6 protein-coding genes are annotated in these 6,127 nt (G+C 49.0%); 4 read left to right on the top strand and 2 right to left on the bottom strand.

Annotated elements, in window-relative coordinates; genetic code table 11:
• Nucleotides 1–74 precede the first annotated feature (74 nt).
• The 4 genes from Q3886_RS07735 to Q3886_RS07720 all read left to right on the top strand — a co-directional run bounded on the left by Q3886_RS07735 (nt 75) and on the right by Q3886_RS07720 (nt 5,188).
• Entirely contained in the window at nt 75–1,832 is a 1,758-nt protein-coding gene (locus Q3886_RS07735; protein ID WP_301860749.1) for a DUF2157 domain-containing protein, read from the top strand.
• Entirely contained in the window at nt 1,829–2,506 is a 678-nt protein-coding gene (locus tag Q3886_RS07730; RefSeq protein WP_301860747.1) for a hypothetical protein, read from the top strand. Before Q3886_RS07735 ends, Q3886_RS07730 begins: the two co-directional genes overlap by 4 nt.
• 10 nt (nt 2,507–2,516) lie before the next feature.
• A complete protein-coding gene (locus Q3886_RS07725; protein WP_301860746.1) occupies nt 2,517–3,833 on the top strand; it encodes a hypothetical protein in 1,317 nt (438 codons plus the stop codon).
• Nucleotides 3,834–3,952: 119 nt separating this feature from the next.
• Entirely contained in the window at nt 3,953–5,188 is a 1,236-nt protein-coding gene (locus tag Q3886_RS07720; protein ID WP_301860745.1) for an FprA family A-type flavoprotein, read from the top strand.
• Between the two features lie 77 nt (nt 5,189–5,265).
• On the opposite strand, the gene Q3886_RS07715 is transcribed toward Q3886_RS07720, so the two are convergent.
• Nucleotides 5,266–5,589: a hypothetical protein gene (locus Q3886_RS07715; RefSeq protein WP_301860744.1), complete on the bottom strand. Its 324-nt coding sequence runs from the start codon at nt 5,587–5,589 to the stop codon at nt 5,266–5,268.
• A gap of 102 nt (nt 5,590–5,691) precedes the next feature.
• The coding region (gene rpsD, locus Q3886_RS07710; protein ID WP_301860743.1) for a 30S ribosomal protein S4 at nt 5,692–6,127 on the bottom strand (436 nt) is incomplete at its 5' end.

The following is a 6,127-nucleotide window of genomic DNA, read 5'->3' as shown; positions in this document are numbered from 1 at the left end:
TATGGTAACGGCGTATTTTATGATATACTGTTGGTGCATGAAAATTTGATAAACTAATTGCCTGGGAGGCAGTAATGATGATAATACGAAATAACAAAGAGTGGCTGGAACGCCAGCTTGGCGAGTGGCAGGAGAAAGGGTGGCTGACGGCTGAAGGAGCACAGCATATACGGAAGTCTGTCAGTGTGCCGGCAAACAGCGGGCTGGCTATGCCTGTATATGGTCTGCTGGCCATTGTGGCCTGTTCACTGGCCGGTATGGGACTTATTTGGGGTGCTGCCTATACATGGTATCACGTTTCCATGGCCGTGCGCATGGGCCTGGCGGTTATGCTGCTTCTCCTTTCGCAGGTCAGTATCGGTCTGGCAATGTTTCAGCAGCGGGAAGGTTCTCTGCTGGGAGAAGGCGTCGGCCTTGCACACTGTCTGACTGTCTTTGCGGCCCTGGCCATGGCGGAGCAGACCTTTTACGTCGGCTGGTATACGACGACGTATATTGCCGTCTGCGCGCTGCTCATACTGCCGGCAGCCTATTTGCTGCGTTCCATTGGTACCGTACTCGTATATGAACTGGCCGTACTGGTATGGGCTGCTCTGGGAGGGCCCATGTATACGCCTGGCGGCATTGCCGGATTATGGCTGATGATTGTGCTGATTACACCCTATTATTACACGGCGCTGCAGCAGGGGAATGAATGGCGATTGTCTGTCTTTTCCTGGTCCATGACCATTACCGTATTTGCTGCATTCGCCCTGATGACTCAGAATGCGGCATATATTCCCTTTTTATTGCTGTCAGCCCTGGCTGTTGCGATTATGCTGACCGGATATTCCATTGATATCCGCAAATCCTGGGGTGTTCCTTTTCGGTGGTTTGGCCGATTTGCTGCTGCCGCTTCGCTGCTGATTTCCTGTATGCCCGCTGCCTGGGACGGTATTGCTGCCATTCAGGGATTTCACTGGTCTACGACGGCCATTACCGTTGGCTTTATGGTGCTCATCGTGGCGCTGCTGGCCAAAGGCGTGAAAAAGCGGCTGTGGGGACCAGTCATTTATGCGGTTATTCCCTTCATGGTAGGCGCAGAAACAGTATTGGTCCGCAGCGGCCTGTATTCTTCGGTTCCGTTGATCCTGTCATCAGCGTATTTGCTGTTCCTGGGATTTTATGAAACCATGCAGGGCATAAAGGGAAGCAACCGCATCAGTCATTTGCGGTTTGGTATTCTACTGCTGGTCAGCCTGATCGCCTCGTTCGTTGTCGGAACCAGCTTTTCCCCGCTTGTTCCGGTTTTGGCCATTGTCATCCTGACCTTGGTAATCGTTCAGTTCCGCCGTACGTCAGAAAGCCGAAAGGCTGCTGCTGTGCGGGCAGCAAGACGGGCCAGAATGACGCATACAGCAGCAACGGTGCGGCAAGATTCTCCCAGTCAGCCGGAATCCTCTTCTGATGTGCCGCAGGCAGCGGACCCAATGGGGATTCATGATGCTGCATCCGATGCAGATACCTTGTCGGAATGGATGCGGCAGCTCCATGTGCCGTCGCCAGATGCGATTACTGTTCCCGTACAGGAACAGCAGGAAAGCCGCCCGGCTCAGGGCATTCATCTGCATGAGACAGCCCATTCGGCATTTGTGCCGCCTGTATTTCACAGCCCCGATGACATGCCCCTTCCGTCTGCAGCGACCTGGGCAAAACAAAAGAAAGAACCGGCAAAGGCTCCCAGTCAGTCGGGACATACGACTACATCGCCATGGCAGTCCATGGCTGCTCCGGCTAAGCGGGAAAAACGATTTTCCCGTTCTCCCTGGGCTAAGGAAGGAGAATCGAAATGATAAAAGCAGGACCTGTGAATCTGGTTTCTGTCAGCAAGTATAAATGGCTGATCTTTCTGGCAGCTGTCATTCTTCAGCTCAGTGCGCTGGCATATGTAGGCTGGCGCTGGCATAATATTGGCGTCGACGGCATACCCTATCAGTGGCACTGCCTGCCTCGCCTGGAAGTATCCTCATTCGGCACCGATTATGTCCGCGTTGTGTTTCCGGAAGATACGACAGCCTGGCTGGATACGGGAACGGTTCCGGAAGCGAATGAACCCATATATGTATATATTTCTCACGATGATAAGGGAATGATTCAGATTCAGGGCGCTTCTGCAGAAAAGCCCGGTATAGGGCAGGATTACATGGATGCCCGTGTCGTGTCCTATGATGGATCGGCCGTGCAGTTTCAGGTAGACTTTGGCCGCTACCGCATTGCTCCGGAACTGGCAGATGGCATTTATAACATCAACAGTACAGATAACGTCATTGCCAGCATTCGCATGAAAAAAGGAGAAGGTGTCATTGAAGGTATTTTTATCAATGGCATACCGCTGGAAGAATGCAGTAATGGCGCGGCGATGGAAGCAGCAAGAAAATCGCAGGAATCAGCTGCATCCCGTTCGGACCAGACTTTTAATACGCCGCGGATTATTGAATCCGGTATGGTTCCGCCAAAGGAAGAATAAGGAGAGACTTATGGGAAAGGCATATTTGAAATTGGCATGCACCGTTATCCTGGCGGCTTCATTTCTGCTGCTGTCCGGATTTCGGGCACAGACGATTATTCATGATGACGGCAGTGAAACACAGGACGTGCTGAAAGTATCGGATACGGCAGAAGGACAGAAAAAACTGCGTGCCGATGCCGATGAGTTTCAGAAACGAAACTATACGATCATGGATTATAATAATGCAAACGGACAGGGCTTTCGGGCGATGAAGACCATTACGAAAGAAGGAGCCAATCGGAGCTCTGTAGACCGTATTGTCCATAAAACTCATGATGGATTTATTTGTTCGACCTATTATATTGACTATACCTTTAACAGTGACAGCCTTCAGTCCCTGCGTCTCGGCATGGCGATGGAGGAAAACGGCGCTGATCTGGAATACATCGTATCCTTTCCGTCAGGAACGCAGGTAGAAAGCAACAGCAATCATGCCGATGAGCAGGGCAGTACCTATATGTGGAGCCTCAAACAGAATGAGCCGACGCAGATCAAGCTGCAGGCTACGGTTTGGCATAAGTTGTTTATTTATCTGACCTTATCGTTTATCGTCCTTATTATTGTCATTGTACTGTTCATGGAACATCGGCGCCGCAATGTGATCAGCTGGAAAAAGGCTGCCCATATGCGTAAAGTAGAAATGATGCTTTTGTGCCTGCCCATTATTTTACTGGGTTATATGGGATATGAATATTATGTCGGCACCCATGTTACAGCAGATACGCTGGCCAAGGTATCGGAACAGCAGCAGGAAGAACTGCTGGAAAGCCGGGAAGAAGACCGGCGCCTGCAGAATGCCGGTGCACAGAAACAGCGCATTGGTGAAGCTGCAGCTGCCCGTATTCGCAGTAAGACCATGGAAATCTCCAGTTCTCTGCGCGAATTGAACCGGTCCTACCGGGACGGCAGCATTAGTCAGCGGGAAGCAAGAGCGCAGGCTGGCCAGCTGGCTTCTCAGGCCCAGGAACTGCTGTCTGGCAGCAAAGATCTGTCACAGGCTGACCGGGATGTACTGCAGCAGCTGGTCGATCAGCTGGTATCTGAAGCCGAATCTGTAGGCAGTGCACCGGAACCGGTCAGAACGCCGCCTAGCCGGGAGGTTTCAGAAGAACAGCGGCGAGCTGATGCCATTGCAGAAGAAGCCGAACAGGAAGCGGAACAGCAGGCAGAGAAAAAAGTAGAAAAAGAACGTTCGTCTGATGCCGCAGGAACAGAATCGTCGGCAAAGAATACGGAAGCCCGTAATGACCGTGGCTCAAAGTCGCAGGAAAAAAAGAACAGATAATAAAGATTTTCTTTTCAGACGTATTTTATATTATATAAAAACGTGATATGATAAGAGAAGGTAAGATACTTGCTATCATACTGATAGGATTTAAGATTTCTCAAGGAGGTATCGCATACATGCATTGTGTAGAAGAAATTAAAAACGGTATTTATTGGATGGGATGTAATGATTTCCGTACAGAATTATTTGAACGGATTTTCCCGATTCCCGAAGGTGTAACATATAATTCCTATTTTATTGATGATGAAAAGACCTGTGTTCTCGACGCCATGGACAAATCGTGCGCTGAAGAATTCCTGGAAGATGTAGAATATCTGCTCAAAGGACGCAAACTGGATTACTTCGTTCTCCAGCATATGGAACCGGACCATGCCAGCTCGGCTGTTGCTCTGCTCGAAAAATATCCGGAAGCCAAAATCATTGGCCAGGCACAGACCTTTAAGCTGTTTGAACAGTTTTTCCGCAAACCCATGCCGGAACGGTATGTTGTCGTAAAAGAAGGGGATCAGCTCAAACTGGGCAAACATGTCCTGCAGTTCATCAAGGCTCCCATGGTTCACTGGCCGGAAGTTATCATGTCCTATGATATTACGGACAAAGTATTGTTCAGTGCCGATGCATTCGGCATGTTCGGCACAGTTGGCAACGTATATGCCGATCAGGTTGATTATGAAGAAAACTATCTCGACTCGGCCCGCCGTTATTATGTCAACATTGTCGGCAAATTTGGCCCGCAGGTTGTCAATGTTCTGAAGAAAGCCAGCGGCGTTCCTATTGAAGTTATTTGCCCGCTCCACGGCGTACTGTTCCGCACGCCGGAAACGATTCAGTACATCATTGAAAAATATCTTCACTGGGCAAAATATGTACCGGAAAAGAAAGGCGTTGTCATTGCTTTCTCGTCCATTTACGGCAACACGGAACGGGCTGCCTGCGTACTGGCCCATAAACTCAGCCAGCAGGGCATTCATGACGTTCGCCTCTATGACGTAGCCAAAACGCATCCGTCCTACATTTCAGCTAAAGCCTGGGAATACAGCCATCTCGTACTGGCAGCACCGACATACAACCTCAATCTGTTCCTGCCGATGGAAAACTTCCTCCACGATTTGAGCACCCTTATTTTCCAGAATCGTAAAATTGCTGTCCTGGCCTGCCACAGCTGGGCTTCTGCAGCACATAAAACGATGGTTGACTATGTACAGAATAAATTCAAGAACTGCGAACTCATTGAACCGACGATTGATATGAAATCGTCTCTCCATGACGATCAGGAAGGGATTATTGACGACATTGCCAAGAAAGTTGCCGATGATATTAAAGCCTATCCCGATCCGAAAACCTTGATCTAATCTGACAGGTTATACAAAACGCACAATCTGCACTCCTGAGAGGGGGTGTGGATTGTGCGTTTTTTGTATATGTTGTGTTATCTGTCGAAATGGGTGTGTTTTACCTGCCAGGCAGTCATCTTGTTATACAGCCAGAACCCGTAAATGCCCAGCGTAATAATCGTGAAGAACCACCATTTAATATAGCTGCCAAACAGCTGCGTTCCTGTTCCGTCAAAGTACAGCCGCTGGCCGTCCAGTACGATGTTGCGGCATTTCCAGCGCTGAAAGGCGACGGCTCCCCAGGGATAGGCCAGACCAAACGTAAAGAATGTAAGCAGTGTAAGAATCAGACTGTAGGCGATAAATCCCAGTACAGATCCTTCAAATCGGGATGATGATGACGGCAGTGTGTTGTTCATACATGACTCCTCCTGACATATTGCGCAGTATTTTTTATATAAAAAAACAAGGAAAACCACAATATCTGCGGGATTCCTTGTTTTTGTCTGTTCTTGTAATTCTTACTTGGAGTACAATTCGACGATGAGCGTTTCGTTGATTTCGATAGGAAGTTCATCGCGTTCCGGCATACGGGTAAGAGTGCCTTCGAAGCCGTCAAAATTCTTTTCGATGTAAGGAACATCGAAGGATTTTAATTCCTGGAAGGACTTCTTGTACATTTCGTTGGACCGGGAAGCTTCTTTCAGAGCAATGACCGAGCCGACTTTTACGTGAGCCGACGGAATGTCACAACGTTTGCCATTGACCAGAATGTGGCCATGGTTTACCATCTGACGAGCCTGACGAATGGAATTTGCAAAACCGATACGGTATACCAGGTTATCCAACCGGCATTCCAACAGTTTCAGCATGTTTTCACCCGTTACGCCTTCCATCTTTCTTGCTTTATCATAATAACGGACAAACTGACGTTCGAGCAAATTGTAGTATGCGCGA

This window comes from uncultured Megasphaera sp. (genome assembly GCF_958350005.1).
In the GTDB taxonomy this organism is placed as follows: domain Bacteria; phylum Bacillota; class Negativicutes; order Veillonellales; family Megasphaeraceae; genus Megasphaera.
The sequence above is the reverse complement of the archived record's forward strand: the minus strand, read 5'-3'. Positions and strand labels throughout refer to the sequence as shown.